The 13218-nt window shown below is 65.7% G+C and carries 13 protein-coding genes; 1 reads left to right on the top strand and 12 read right to left on the bottom strand.

From position 1 onward, the window contains the following. Nucleotides 1-196 precede the first annotated feature (196 nt). The 11 genes from K2X73_RS03040 to K2X73_RS02990 form a co-directional block, all read right to left on the bottom strand. Nucleotides 197-1786: a cisplatin damage response ATP-dependent DNA ligase gene (locus K2X73_RS03040; protein ID WP_294108440.1), complete on the bottom strand. Its 1590-nt coding sequence runs from the start codon at nt 1784-1786 to the stop codon at nt 197-199. Beyond that, nucleotides 1786-2391: a DUF6445 family protein gene (locus tag K2X73_RS03035; protein ID WP_294108438.1), complete on the bottom strand. Its 606-nt coding sequence runs from the start codon at nt 2389-2391 to the stop codon at nt 1786-1788. Before K2X73_RS03035 ends, K2X73_RS03040 begins: the two co-directional genes overlap by 1 nt. A 33-nt stretch (nt 2392-2424) precedes the next feature. Beyond that, nucleotides 2425-2820, bottom strand: coding sequence for a VOC family protein (locus K2X73_RS03030; RefSeq protein ID WP_294108435.1), 396 nt, complete (start codon nt 2818-2820; stop codon nt 2425-2427). A gap of 103 nt (nt 2821-2923) precedes the next feature. After that, nucleotides 2924-3568, bottom strand: coding sequence for a queuosine precursor transporter (locus tag K2X73_RS03025; RefSeq protein WP_294108433.1), 645 nt, complete (start codon nt 3566-3568; stop codon nt 2924-2926). Between the two features lie 58 nt (nt 3569-3626). Continuing rightward, entirely contained in the window at nt 3627-5396 is a 1770-nt protein-coding gene (locus K2X73_RS03020; RefSeq protein ID WP_294108431.1) for a DUF885 domain-containing protein, read from the bottom strand. Between the two features lie 4 nt (nt 5397-5400). Beyond that, a complete protein-coding gene (locus K2X73_RS03015) occupies nt 5401-5775 on the bottom strand; it encodes a VOC family protein (protein WP_294108429.1) in 375 nt (124 codons plus the stop codon). A gap of 52 nt (nt 5776-5827) precedes the next feature. After that, entirely contained in the window at nt 5828-7624 is a 1797-nt protein-coding gene (locus tag K2X73_RS03010) for an aminopeptidase P family protein (protein WP_294108427.1), read from the bottom strand. 130 nt (nt 7625-7754) lie between these two features. Then, nucleotides 7755-8597 (bottom strand): S1/P1 nuclease, encoded by an 843-nt coding sequence (locus tag K2X73_RS03005; RefSeq protein WP_294108425.1) that lies wholly within the window; start codon nt 8595-8597, stop codon nt 7755-7757. Nucleotides 8598-8700: 103 nt separating this feature from the next. Beyond that, nucleotides 8701-11031 carry a UDP-galactopyranose mutase gene (gene glf / locus K2X73_RS03000; RefSeq protein WP_294108423.1) on the bottom strand — a complete coding sequence of 777 codons (2331 nt, stop codon included), beginning with the start codon at nt 11029-11031 and terminating at the stop codon, nt 8701-8703. 177 nt (nt 11032-11208) lie between these two features. After that, nucleotides 11209-11823, bottom strand: coding sequence for a 30S ribosomal protein S4 (gene rpsD / locus K2X73_RS02995; protein WP_294108422.1), 615 nt, complete (start codon nt 11821-11823; stop codon nt 11209-11211). Between the two features lie 169 nt (nt 11824-11992). Next, nucleotides 11993-12361, bottom strand: coding sequence for a hypothetical protein (locus K2X73_RS02990; protein WP_294108420.1), 369 nt, complete (start codon nt 12359-12361; stop codon nt 11993-11995). Between K2X73_RS02990 and K2X73_RS02985 the strand changes: the two genes are divergently transcribed. Next, on the top strand, nt 12360-12668 hold the full coding sequence (locus tag K2X73_RS02985) for a chorismate mutase (protein ID WP_294108418.1): 309 nt from the start codon (nt 12360-12362) through the stop codon (nt 12666-12668). The genes K2X73_RS02990 and K2X73_RS02985 overlap by 2 nt on opposite strands. Before the next feature lie 33 nt (nt 12669-12701). On the opposite strand, the gene K2X73_RS02980 is transcribed toward K2X73_RS02985, so the two are convergent. Continuing rightward, nucleotides 12702-13172 (bottom strand): hypothetical protein, encoded by a 471-nt coding sequence (locus K2X73_RS02980; protein WP_365980245.1) that lies wholly within the window; start codon nt 13170-13172, stop codon nt 12702-12704. Nucleotides 13173-13218 lie beyond the last annotated feature (46 nt).

Here is a 13218-nt window from a genome sequence, read left to right as displayed (position 1 = left end):
TACTCCAATAGCCCGATTTGTCTTAGCCTGCTTGCAGCATAAGACGGCGTCATAGGGGCACGTCGCTTACCCACATCCATATGCGCCTTAACAACATTCATCCCGCATTGACCGTTGACCCACACCCCCACCGCACGGCTCCGGAGCGCCGTCCGTCTCCAGTGCGCGGCGCGGGCCGGACCATCCAGAAAAGGCCCTAAGTCACCAGCCGCTTCAGCGCCGCGAGCGTGTCGGCTTCCGCCGCCGGCTTGTCGGTCCTGATCCGCGCGATGCGGGGGAAGCGCATCGCTACGCCTGATTTGTGGCGGCTGGAGGCGTGGATCGAATCGAACGCGATCTCCAGCACCAGCGTCTTCTCCACCTCGCGCACCGGGCCGAAGCGGGCGACGGTGTTGTTGCGCACGAACTTGTCGAGCACCTTCAACTCCTCGTCGGTGATCCCCGAATAGGCCTTGCCGACGGGCAGCAGCTCGCCGCCTTCCGTCCAGCAGCCGAAAGTATAGTCCGAATAATAGCTTGAGCGGCGTCCATTGCCGCGCTGCGCGTACATCATGACGCAATCGGCGGTGAAGGGATCGCGCTTCCATTTGTACCACAGCCCGGCGCGGCGCCCGGCGACATAGGGCGCGTCGCGGCGCTTGAGCATCACCCCTTCGATCGCAGCGTCGCGCGCCGTCGCTCGCAGCCCTTCGAGTGCGGTGAAGTCCTCCGCCTCGATGAGGGCGGATACATCGAACCGTTCGTCGGGCAGCGCGGCGGCGAAGGCTTCGAGCGTGGCGCGACGCTTGGTCCAGGGCTGGTCGCGCAAGTCCTGCGCACCGTCGAACAAGATATCGTAGAACCGCACGAAAGCGGGGTATTCGGCGAGCATCTTCGCTGACACCTTTTTACGCCCCAACCGCTGCTGCAGCGCGTTGAAGCTGGCCGCGCTCTCCTGCCCCAAATCGATGCCCTGCGCCGCGCCCTTCACCATCAATTCGCCATCGAGCACGCCCGCGCGGGTGAAGACGCTCGCTACCTCGGGGAAACTGCCGGTGATGTCGTCGCCCGCGCGCGAATAGAGCCGCGTCTCGCCGCGCGCGGTACGCACCAGTTGCACGCGGATACCGTCCCATTTCCACTCGGCGGCATAATCATCGAGGCTCACCCGCAGGTCTTCGAGCGGCTGGGCGAGCATGAAGGCACGGAACAGCGGCAAATCTTCCGCGACCGGCGCGGCGCCCCCTTCCCCCCATGAAAACAGCGCGGTGTAAGGCGGCGCGAGGCCGTGCCACAGTTCCTCCACGTCGTCGAGCGAGACGCCGAACGCCTGGGCGAAGCCGGCCTTGGCGAGCCGCGCGGAAACGCCGATGCGCAAGGCTCCCGTCGCCATTTTAAGCAGAGCGAACCGTTCTTCCGCGCTCAACCGATCGAGCATCGCGCTAAGTACCGCCGGCGCCTCCGATCGGGAGAGGTGCGCCAGCGTCTCGACCGCTTCACCCAGGCTGAGCGGCGCGGGGTCGATCGGCAGCGAGGGCGCCGGCCAGAGCAAAGCGACCGTCTCGGCGGTGTCGCCCACATAATCGCGGCTCATTCGGAACAGCACCGGATCGACTCGCGCCTCGATCAGCGCGCGGATCAGCGCGGGCTTGACCGCAGGCAGATCGAGCGTGCCGGTGAGCGCGGCGAGCGCCCAGCCGCGATCGGGATTGCGGGTGGCCCGTAGATATTCGGCGATCAGCGCCAGCTTTTGATTGCGCGAGCGGGTATAGATCAGCGCGTCAAGCAACGCGGCGAAGGCGCGCATCAAGCGCTCGCGTAGAACAGTAGCATCACCAGCCGGCCCTCTGGCGCCGATTTGCCGAAACCCGGCGCCGCGTCGTGAAACGCCCAGGGGCTGAACAGGATCAAGCGATTCCACCTCATCGGCACGTTCATCACCCTTTCCCACCGCGCAGGATGATTGGTATCGCGGTTCACGACCTGCTCGATCAGCGCGTTGGGGTCGCTGAACCCGCTCTTGGCGAGTGCGAGATCAGTGGTCGGTACACGTTCGAGGCCCGTCGGCTTGTGGCGAAAGAAATCGGTGCCGCCGCGCGCGTGTTCGGGGAGGCTCAGGTACAGGATGCCCGAATAGAAACACGGATCGATGTGAACGCCAGAACGCCCTTTGTCCCCGGCGAGCGTCAGGCGGCAATGGCCATGGCTGGTGCCCGGCATCGGTTTGACCCGCGTGCCGAGTCGCTGGCTCACCGCCTCGTCGAGCCCCGCGATCGTAAGCGGCCGGTCCGAGAGCACCCCCGGATAATTGCCGGCCTTGAGCGCGGGATCATAGCGGAGGCCAAGCGCGGCGGCACGGACCGCGTGCGGATCGGCGAGAAAATCGTCGATGACGAGGAGGGTCGGGAGCATGATACCCCAGTTTAGCAAGGCGGGGCATGGGGGCTAGGGGGCGGGCTCGATCAGATCCCAGCGATTGCCACAAAGATCCTCGAACACCGCGACCGTGCCATAGGGTTCATGGCGTGGCGGCTCCAGAAAACGGACGCCGGCAGCAATGAAGGCGGCATGATCACGCGCGAAATCATCGGTTTCAAGGAACAGGAAGACACGGCCGGCCGCCTGTCGTCCGATCATGTGCCGCTGTTCAAGGCTAGCGGCACGGGCGAGGAGAAGCTGGCCACCGCGTTGGGGAGTGCCCGGCGGCGCGACGACCACCCAACGCTTGCCCCGCGTGACGGGACGATCCTCGATCAGTCGGAAGCCGAGCTTGGCCGTGAACCAGGCGATGGCCTCGTCATAGTCGTGAACAAGCAGCGCGGTGAGGCTGAGGTGAGGCATCTCAGATTCTAGTCGATTAACCCGGGGTATCGCTGGCACTCACCCATGGCTCCTCCGACCGGCCCCTGTGACACCCAGCACCCAGGCGTGGTGATTGCTCGCGTCAAACAACCGGCCCGCGCTGGTCGAGCCAGCGGCCGAGCCGAACGAACAGGGTGATCAGCACCGGCACCAGCGCGACCGAGAGCACCACTTTGGTGAGCATCTGCCCGCCCATCAGCGCCAAGATCGGCCGCTCTCCCAGAAAGCCGATGGTAATGAACAGCACTGTGTCAAGGATCTGCGAGGCGATGCTCGCGATCATCCCGCGCAGCCACACCATCTGCCCGGTGCCCGCGCGTAGCCGATCGAACAGGAGCACGTTCAGGGTTTGCGAGGTGCCGTAAGAGATGAACCCGGCGAGCATCAGCCTTACCCCCTGGCCAACGACGATCGGGAAGGCGTTGACCGCCGGCGGGTACATGCTCGGGTCGGCCGGCAAGGCGAGCACGATCTGGATCAGCGCCGCCGAGACGAACAGCGGGACGAAGCCGAGCCGGACAAGCAGCGTCGCAGCACGCTGACCGTAAAGTTCGGCGACCGCGCTCGACATTACCACCAGCAGCAGGAACGCGAACACTCCGGCTTCGACCGCGAGCGGGCCGAGCGCGACCTGCTTCACTCCCAGCACGCCCGCCATGCATACCATCCCGCCGTAGAGGATCGCAAAGAAGAAGAGCGATAGAGGCAGGCGGGCGCGTTGTTCCATAGCCGCCTTTACCAAGCGTGGCGGCGAATGGAACCGCTTTGCAACGATCCTGGCGCCCTCACGGCCGCGCGCCTTGCGCAGCGACCCAGGCATCGACCTGCGCCTCGAGCACGTCGAGCGGCACCGCGCCTTGCCCAAGCACCGTATCGTGGAAACCGCGGAGATCGAATTTAGGGCCGAGCGCGCTTTCGGCCTTGGCGCGCAGCTCGCGAATCCTGAGCTCGCCGATCTTGTAGCCCAGCGCCTGACCGGGCCAGCTGATATAGCGATTGACCTCCGCCTCGATATTGGCATCGGTCAGCGCGGTATTGTCGTGCATGAAGGCGATCGCCTGCGCCTTGCTCCAGCCTTTGGCGTGGAGCCCGGTGTCGACCACCAACCGGCAGGCGCGCCACATTTCGTATGACAGCCGCCCCATCTGCTTTTCAGGCGTATCGTAAAGCCCCATGTCGATCCCCAGCCGCTCCGTATAGAGCGCCCATCCTTCCACAAAGGCGGTGAAGCCGCTCGCATATTTGCGGAATGGCGGCAGATCCAGCTCCTGCTGCAACGCGATTTGCAGGTGATGCCCAGGCACCGCTTCGTGCGCGGTGAGCGCGGGCAACTCCCACAAGGGGCGCTGCGGCAGCTTGCTGGTGTTGACGAAATACGTACCGGCTATCCCGGCTGGCGGGCTACCCGGCCCGTAATAAGCGGTGGTCGTGCCCTCGGCCGTCTCCGCCGGGATCGGCTTCACGCCATAGGGGAGGCGCGGCAGCCGGCCAAAAAAGCGCGGCAGCAATCCGTCATGCCGCTTCGCCTCCAGCGCGGCGGTGGCGAGCAGCGTTTCGGCGTCCTTGGCGTAGTATTGGGGGTTGGTCCGCAGCTCGGCGATGAACGCAGCGCGATCCGCGAAGCCCGCCTGGCGCGCCACCTGCTCCATCTCGGCGCGAATACGGGTGACCTCGCGCAGACCGATTTCGTGAATCTGATCGGGGCTAAGCTCGGTCGTGGCTTCTTGCCGCACGCGCAAGGCGTACCAGGCGGCGCCTTGCGGCAACGCCGAAGCACCAACGCTCTGACGGCATTTCGGCAGATATTCCTTGGCGAAAAACTCGGCGAAGCGGCGATATTCCGGTTCGAGCGTGCCGGTGATGAGTTGCTTCGCGCGCGCCTGGAATGCCGCCCATTCCGCCGCGCTCACGTCAGCCGGGCGCGTGCCCAAGAAGGGAGCGTAGAAGCGCGATTTTTCAGGCACGGGCGCGATCACGCCGGTGATGCTTTTGGCAAAGCCGCCCAGCACCGCGCAGGGCTGCACAAAGCCTTCGCGCACCGCTTTGGCGGTCACCGCGATGCCCTGCCCGTTCAGCTGCGGGTACAGCGCCAGACGTTTGAGATAGCTTTCATAATCGGCGCGCGTAAGAAACGGCACATTGCTGGCGAGCTCGGCAAAATTCTGGTGCCAGCCATAATAAGTGGTGAACAGCATCTGCCGCTGGCCAAAGCCATTGCCCGCCACCTGCGCGTCGAGCAGGCGGGCGAGCACACCCTTGTTCACCCGATCCGACGGGCTCAATCCGGTATCGGGAATGGCCTTCAGGCGATCGAGAAACGCCTTTGCCTGGCGCGCCTGAGCGTCGGCCGCCTCCAGGCTGAGGTCGGAAACGCGATCGTCATAGCGCCGCTCGCCAAGCGCGGTCGCCTGTTCGGGATTGACCGACAGCCACCACGCCCAATGATCGGCGATCACGGCCGCCAGATCCTCGGCCGGCCCTGCCCGTGCCGGGGCGAGCGGTGCCAGCGCCAGCAAAGCCCCGCCGATGACCGCCCGCGCACGCCCCTGCTGCATAATTCTACCCCTGCTTCATCACGAACGCATTGAGCTTATTGCCATCGGGATCGCGAAAATAGGCGGCATAAAAAGTTGGCCCACGCGGGCCTGGCGCCCCTTCGCAGCTGCCGCCATGCGCTAGCGCAATCGCGTGGAGCCGGTCGACCTGCGCCTCGTCCTTGGCCTCCAGCGCGACCATCGTGCCATTGCCGACGCTCGCCGCATTGCCGTCGAACGGCTTGGTCAACCCGATGCCGGCGGGGCCGCCCGGGGTACCCCAGGCGATGAACGTCTCGAACTCCATCATTCGGCCGGTGCCGAGTTCGGCGGCAATAGCATCGTAAAACGGTGCCGCGCGGTCGAGGTCGTTGGTGCCAAGCGTCACATAGCCGATCATTGCCATTCTCCCTGCCGACCCAGGCGGGTCCAACGAGAACATTTCACGAACATTATCCAACGTCAAGCGGTGCGCATTTGCTGTTCAACCAGGCGAGTTCGTCCGCGTCGAACAACGGCCCGAGCACCGCCAGCACCCGGGCATGATAGGCGTCGACCCAGGCCCGCTCCGCAGGAGTGAGCAGCGCGGGCTCGATCAGCCGGCGCTCGATCGGGCAGAAGGTGAGCGTCTCGAACCCCAGCATCGTCCCGCCCTCGGTCGCGCGTTCCTCGACCAGGATCAAATTTTCGATACGGATGCCGAAATCGCCGGCTTGGTAATAGCCCGGCTCGTTCGACACGATCATCCCCGGGCGAAGCGGCTCGGCGGGGCCGCCGCCCGGGTAGTTTGGCGTGGCGATGCGTTGCGGCCCCTCATGCACCGAAAGATAGGCGCCGACTCCGTGGCCGGTGCCGTGTGCATAATCGAGCCCCACCTCCCACAGCGGACGGCGCGCGAAGGCATCAAGCTGGCCGCCATTGGTGCCCGGCGGGAAAATGGCGGTCGCGAGCGCGATATGGCCCTTTAGCACCCTGGTGAAACGGTCGCGCTGCTCCGGCGTCGGCTCGGTGACGGGAATTACGCGAGTGATGTCGGTGGTGCCGTCCTCATATTGTCCGCCCGAATCAACCAGATAGAGCTGGCCGGGCTCGAGCCGTGCGTTGGAGGCGGCGTCGACGCGGTAATGCGGGATCGCGCCATGCGCCCCGGTCGCGGAGATTGTGTCGAACGAAGTGTCGCGCAACACGCCGCCGGCCTGGCGGAATTCGAGCAGCTTGGCGGCGCAGTCGAGCTCGGTGAGGCCACCTTGGGGCGCGGTCGCTTCGACCCAGCGCAGGAAGCGCGCGACCGCGGCGCCATCGCGCACCGAAGCCGCGCGGTGGCCGGCGATCTCGACGGGGTTCTTGCACGCCTTGGCCAACACCACGGGGTCGCGCTCGGCAAGGACCGTCGCGCCGCCCGCTTCGAGCGCGTCGAAGATCGCCGCGACCGCGCGCTCGGGATCGACCGCGACGCGTTGACCCTTGAGCGTGCCGAGCGCCGTCGCGAAATCGGCGCGGGGGTGGAGGCGCACCGCGTTCCCCAGATGCGCGCGCACCGCATCGGTGATCTTTTCGGGCGCGACGAACAGATCGGCGGTGCCGTCCGCCCGGACCAGCGCATAAGCGAGGCCGACCGGCGTGTGCGCGATATCGGCGCCACGCAGGTTGAACGCCCAGGCGATCGAATCGAGCGCGGTTAGCACCAGCGCGTCGGCTTGGCGCGCGACCAGCCATTCGGCGAGCTCGGCGCGCTTTTCCGCCGCCCCAAGCCCGGCGCGTTCGGCCGAATGAGGCGCGAGCGGCGCCGGCGAGGGCGCCGGCCGATCCGCCCATACCGCATCGACCGGATTGCCCGCGACCGGCACCAGTTCGGCGCCCTTGGCGGCGAGCGCGGCGCCTGCGTCGCGCACCCAGCCAGGCGTGTGCAGCCAGGGATCATAGCCGATCCGGGCGCCGGCGGGGGCATGGGCACGCAGCCAATCGGCGACGCTTGTCTGCGGCACGCCGACATAGGCCCAATGGTCGGCACTCACCTGCTCGCGCACCTGCAGCGTATAGCGGCCGTCAACGAAGATCGCGGCTTCGGCCGAAAGCACCACCGCGGTGCCCGCCGATCCCTCGAACCCTGTCAGCCACGCAAGGCGCTGGGCATAGCCGCCGACATATTCGCTCATATGCTCGTCGGTCAGCGGCACGACGAATCCCGTGAGGCCGCGAGCGGCAAGCTCGCTGCGCAGAGCGCCGAGGCGCGCGGCGTGGGTGGACATGGGGCAACCTCCGATCAAAGCGCCTTCTTGGCGCAAGGCCAGGGGTGGTGGCAATCGGCGCCGATCGATCCGGTGGATAGGGTGCTCCTTGCTCCAACCGGCCTTTGCCGCAAAGGTCGGCCGGGATAGGCTAGCCAAACGCCTCGTCGAGCAGCCTTGCAAGCCGAAGCCCGGCGCGCTGCACCTGCAGGCGCTGCACTGGCACCGCGCTTGCGATCGCCGCCTCGCCCAACCGCAGCCGGGCGGGCGGAGCGTTGCGGCAATAATCGGCCCCCAGCGCGCCAGGATAAGCAACGTCGCGCGCCGCTTCATAGCTTTCACGGCTCCAGTCGGCGACGGTGCCCGCCTGGAGCGGCGCGGCTTCGGCATCTGGATAGCGGCGCACCAGGTTCGGCCCGTCGGTGATCGCACGCTCGGCGAGCACCCCGTCCCAGATGCCGTGAAGGTTGAGCCGATCGGGGGCATAATCACCATAGCTCGCGCGCAGGGCGTTGCCTCCCTGGTCGTTGTGCGATCCCGAATGGAGCGGCATGTGCAGATCGCCGACGAAATGCACCAGAAAGGCCAGCGCCTGAACCCGCTCGGCGAGCGGCGTGTCCTTCTCCTGGAGCAGCTTTACGTTGCGCTCGATCTGGGCGGAAACGCAATTGCCGTCGCGACAGGCGGCCTTCAGATCGAAGTCACCGCAGATGTCGAGCGTTTGATAATGCCAGGGCGAGGAATAGCCGAAGCGCAGCGGATAGCGCGCGCGGATGCAGTCAGGCCAAGTGCTGGCGTCCTCGATCGTGCGCACCTGGCATTCGGGCGTCGCCAGCGCCCCGCCCTTGGCAAGTAGCGCTACCAAGCGGACGCGGGTTTGCGGTTTCACATTGGCGAAGGCAATCCGAGCGATCGTATTGTGGCCGAACTGCCCGTAAGCCTGGACGGGGGCACTGGCGATCAAGGCGAGGAGCGCGGCGATGAAACGGATCATGGGAGCCGCGCTTAGCCCGGGTGGGTGACGGGTTGAAGACGATTTGTCGCCTCACGCCCCCGATCACACCGCAACCGTTGCAAGGCGGCAGAGGCATGACAGGCTAAGCCGCCGCCTTTTCAACCGTCTGTCCGACGCCGAAAACCCGACGATAGGTGGCGAGCGCTTGTCCCACCACTTGGTCCATGTTGTAGTAGCGGTACGTCGCGAGCCGGCCGACGAAGGTCACATCGTTCTCCGCCAGCGCCAGCGCTTCATAGCGCTTGAACAGCGCCTGATTTTCGGGCCGTGGGATCGGGTAATAGGGGTCGCCCTCGGCGCTGGGATATTCATAGGTCACGCTGGTGCGCGGCGCTTCCTGGCCGGTCAGATGCTTATACTCGGTGATCCGGGTATAGGGCACATCCTCCGCCGGATAGTTCACCGTCGCGACCGGCTGGAACGACGATCGTTCAAGCGTTTCGTGGCGAAACCGCAGCGAACGATAGGGCAAACGCCCGAAACGATGCCCGAAATACTCGTCGATCGGTCCCGTGAACACCAGATGCCCGTGCGCATAATGATCGCGCACCTCGGCGTAATCTACCCCGAGCATCAGATCAATGTTGGGATGATCGAGCATCCGTTCAAACATCTTAGTATAGCCATCACGTGGCATTGCCTGAAAGCGATCGGTAAAATAGCGATCGTCAGTATTGGTTCGGGTCGGGACTCGCGATGTTACCGATTTGTCGAGCGCGCTCGGATCGAGCCCCCATTGCTTGCGGGTATAACCCTGGAAGAACTTCTCGTAGAGATCGCGACCCACCGCCGCGATCACGACATCGGCGGAAGTTTCCACTCGAGAGACCGGCTCGGCGCGGCTGGCGAGGAAAGCCGCAGCCTCCTCGTCGGTCGCGAGCGACAAGCCATAAAGCCTGTTGAGCGTGGTACGGTTGATCGGCATCGGCACCAGCATACCATCGACGCTTGCTAGCACCCGGTGCTCGTAGGGGCGCCAGGCGGTGAAGCGGGAGAGATAGTCGAAAATCTCGGCGCTGTTGGTGTGGAAGATGTGCGGGCCGTACTGGTGGATCAGGATGCCGCCCGCGTCATGCCGATCGAAGGCGTTGCCGGCGATGTGCGGGCGGCGATCGACCACCAGCACGCGCTTGTTACCGTCCGCCGCGAGCCGCTCGGCCATCACCGTGCCCGCGAACCCGGCACCCACCACCATCACGTCATAGGAGGACCGGCGGCTGCTCCGCCCCGCCGGCACGGGCGCGCGCGGCTGGCGGGCGACGCGGGCGGTCTCCATCAGCCGCCACATCCGGGCGGCGGTCGCGTCCCAGCTGGTCTCGGCCAGCATCGCATCGACCGGCGCGCGCCAGGCACCGCCCCCTTTCGCAAGCGCGAGCGCCACGTCGCAGGCGGCGACGAATCCCTCTGGCCCTTCGGCGATCTTCACACCTTCAAGCGTGCTGTAGTGGCGCACGACATCGACCACGGGCGTCGCAACGACCGGCTTGCCGGCCGCCAGATATTCGGGGGTCTTGGTGGGGCTGATGAAGCGCGTCGCGGCGTTCAGCGCGAACGGCATCAGCGCCACGTCCCAACCGCGCAGGTAATCAGGCAACTCAGCGTAGCTTTTTGCGTCGAGCCAGCACAGGTTCGGCGCCTGAGGCAGGTCTTCACGCGCGATCTTGGCGATGGGGCCGAGCATCACCAATGTCCAATCGGGGCGCGCGGCGGCGAGCGCTGCGATCAGCCCCAGATCCATGCGCTCATCGATCACGCCGTAGAAGCCCAGCCGGGGGCGTGGCAGCGCGCGCTGATCGGCCGGGTCGATGCCAGAAGCGCGGGCGCGCGAGAAATGCGCGACATCGACCGACGAGGGGAAAGCGTGGACGTTCGGGTGGCGCGGCGTCAGCACCTCGTAAAGGCTATAGCCGCCGGTGAAGACGAGATCGGCGACCGCCAGCAGCGCATCCTCGCGCTCCGCGAGTTCCGGCGGCGCGTTCTTGAACGCGGCCAGCGCGTCCATGCAATCATAGACCGTGAGCTCGGCTTCCAGGTGCGCCGAGAAGGGCAGCATCATGGGGGTATAGTACCAACGGATCAGTGGCCCCTGCGCTCCGTTCAGAAAAGCATCGAGCAGGCCGCGCACCGCGGTTTCCTCGTCCACGCCTTTCAGCCCCCAAGGCAATTCCGGTGCCGCCACGATCACGCCGGTATCCGCGCATTCGCGCACCGCCAACCGTGGTGCCTCCAAATCATCGACCCGGCGCGGCTCTTCCCAGAAGACGATATGCGCGCGACGAGCGAAGCGGCTCATCAGATGCTGGGGTCGCTGGAACACGAAATCCCAGCGTAAGTGGCTGAAACAGATCAGAGTCAAGCCATCCCCGGCCCCCAGCGCGGCGAGCGCGGGGGCGGACTGATTGTCGCTATGCATGGGCACGAACCTTGCCGGAGTGAGGCCCGAATAACGGGCGGTACCGGCCCAAGGTTCCGTTGCTTTGCCAAGTGGTTGCGATGCCGCGCCGACCTGGGGACGGCCGGCGCCATGCGCATGAAAAAAGCGCGGACGGCATCGCCGCCCGCGCTCTCAAGGTCGGTTCGAGCCGCTCGCTTAGCGGCTGTAGAATTCGACGACGAGGTTCGGTTCCATCTTCACCGGATAGGGCACCTCGTCGAGCGTCGGGACGCGAGTGAAGGTAACCTTAGCGGCGCCATCGGGGACGACATAATCAGGGATGTCGCGCTCGGCGAGGCTCTGCGCCTCCATCACCAGCGCCATTTCCTGCGCCTTGCTGCCCAGCGACACGATATCGCCCGGTACCACGCGGCGCGAGGCGATGTTGCACTTGGTGCCGTTCACATAGACATGGCCGTGGCTGACGAGCTGGCGCGCCGACCACACGGTGGGGGCGAACTTCGCGCGATAGACGATGATGTCCAGCCGCTGCTCGAGCAGGCCGATCAGATTCTGGCTGGTATCGCCCTTCATCCGCGCGGCTTCGTCATAGGCGCGGCGGAACTGCTTTTCGGTCACGTCGCCATAATAGCCCTTCAGCTTCTGCTTGGCGCGGAGCTGCAGGCCGAAATCGCTCATCTTGCCCTTGCGGCGCTGGCCATGCTGACCGGGGCCATATTCGCGCTTGTTGACGGGCGACTTGGGGCGACCCCAGATATTCTCGCCCATGCGGCGATCGAGCTTGTGCTTGGCGCTGTGGCGCTTCGACATATTGGTCCTCAACTGCTGTGACGCCCCCGCCACCGTGGCGCGGGCTACCCGGTCATCCGCGCTACGCCATTCATCAGGAACGGGCAGGGCCACCGCTTCACCGGGGTGCGGGGCCAGTTGCGAAGCGGCGCCCCTGTCACGCCTTGCCGGTAGAGTCAAGCAAGGGGGCTCAGTCCTGCCCGGGCGGTTGAAGGAAATTGGGGTGACGGCGAAACGTGTCGACCTTGTCGCTGCGCGACCCATCGACCTCAGCCCATTCCTTGGCTGTCAGACAGGTGCGCTTGGGGAACATCGTGCCGGTTTCCGGCTCGGTTCGACAGATCTTCTTTTCCTTCTTGGGCGGGTCGTTCGCGGGAGGGCCATCGGCGGCGGCGAGCAGCGCGATCGGCAGCAAAATGGCAATTGGCATGATGATTCCCCTGATCGCACCCCACCGGCACGCGGATGTTGTACCGCAAATCAGGAGCTTAGCAATCATCCGGCCGGCCGTGTGGCACGGGCTGGACAGCGCCTCGCGCGTGTTTATCAGGGCGGCCATGAACACAACCCTTGCCGGACCCGATTGCACGACGATGGCCGAGGTGCGCGCCGGGGTCGACGCGGTCGATCGCGCACTGATCGCGCTACTCGCCGAGCGCTTTGCCTATATGGACGCCGCCGCCCGGATCAAGCCGGTGCGCGCGGCGGTGCGGGACGAAGCACGCAAAGCACAAGTGCTCGCGAACGTCCGCGCCGAGGCGGACGCGCGGGGTGTGCCGGAGGCCGTGGCCGCCGCGCTGTGGGAGCAGCTGATCGAAGCCTCGATCGCCTATGAGCTCGACGCCTTCGATCGCCGCGCCCGCTAGAAAGCCGGGAGCCAAGCGCCCCCGGCCCCGAAATCACGGCCGCAACGCGGTATCGCCGGCGTCGTTCAGCCCGTCCTCGTCGAGATCGCCCTTCTCGAAATCCTCCTGCAGATCCTCGATCGAGTCCTCCTCGTCGAGGTCGTCCTCGTCGAAATCCGCTTCATTCTCGCCGAGCAGGCCGTCATCATCGTCGTCGAGATCGTCTTCTTCTTCTTCGTCGTCGTCGTCGTCCTCGTCATCCTCATCATCGTCGACGTCTTCGTCGTCATCCTCGGGATCGTCTTCGCTCGGCGCTTGCGACTCCGCGACTTCGTCGTCGACCTCGATCGCCTCGTCGTCGATATCTTCCTCGCCCAGGTCGGGGGCGAGATCGGTCAGGATCGTGCCGTCACTCGGGCCGTCGCGCGTTGCTTCCAGAATTTCAGCACGCTGGCTTTCGTCGTAACCATCCTCGTCATAACCGTCGTCATTGGGGCCCAGGGCCGGGCCGTGCGAGATCGTCATGGCAATCGCCTCCTTCACGCGCGGTGCGACTCCGCCAACCGCGCGA

This window comes from Sphingomonas sp. (assembly GCF_019746665.1).
Lineage (GTDB): Bacteria > Pseudomonadota > Alphaproteobacteria > Sphingomonadales > Sphingomonadaceae > Sphingomonas.
The sequence above is the reverse complement of the archived record's forward strand: the minus strand, read 5'-3'. Positions and strand labels throughout refer to the sequence as shown.